General features: G+C 66.1%; 1 protein-coding gene. It reads left to right on the top strand.

Translation table 11 applies throughout. The features are described 5' to 3' along the window. On the top strand, positions 1-737 hold a 737-nt coding region (locus B7R24_RS08840; RefSeq protein WP_116418613.1), incomplete at both ends, for a DUF222 domain-containing protein.

Here is a 737-nt window from a genome sequence, read left to right as displayed (position 1 = left end):
CTCATCGGGTTGGGCGTACTCGACCCCGGATCGGGTGCCGGGGCTGCCGCGCCCACCGGGCTTGCCACCGGTGAGTTGATGGCCGGGGTGGTGCAGGTCGAGTACCTGGTGCGGTTGGCGGATTCGTTGCGTCTGCGACTGGCTGGGGAGGTGGCTGAGAGGTGCAGACCCGAGCTCGGCGAGGACGGGTTGTCGAAGGCGTCGAACTTCACCACCCCGGCCGGGTTTTTGGCCGCGAATACGGGTACGAGCGAGCACACGGCGAAGAAGCTGATGAAGGTCGGTGGCCAGCTGCGGGTCACGATGTCGCTGTGTGGTCTGCCGAACCTGCCCGCGTTCTCCCACGTCGCGGAGGCGGTCGGGTTGGGTGCGATCGGTTTCGACGTGGCGACCGTGATCACGACACGGCTCGGCAGGGTGGCGAAAAGTACCGGGTTCACGGATGCTCTGATCGAGGCCGAAGCGCAACTGGTGTCTCTGGCGCAAGAGTCGTTGGGGGGCCAGTGCTACTCCGCAGATGTCATCGACCGTTTCGCGGTACGGATGATCGCGCACCTCGACCCCGACGGTGCAGAGCCCACCGAGGCGCAACTGCACGAGAAACGTCACCTGACCTTGGTCACGGAGAAGACCGGGATGACGAAACTCACCGGCCTCCTCCCACCGACCGCCGCAGGTCATTTGCGGGCAGCCCTTGAGCCGTTCACGAGCCCCCGCATCCCCACCTTCACCGACCC

Source organism: Subtercola boreus, from assembly GCF_003399645.1.
Lineage (GTDB): Bacteria > Actinomycetota > Actinomycetes > Actinomycetales > Microbacteriaceae > Subtercola > Subtercola boreus_A.
Note: the sequence above shows the minus strand (reverse complement) of the source record. Positions and strands in the feature narration are given on the sequence as shown.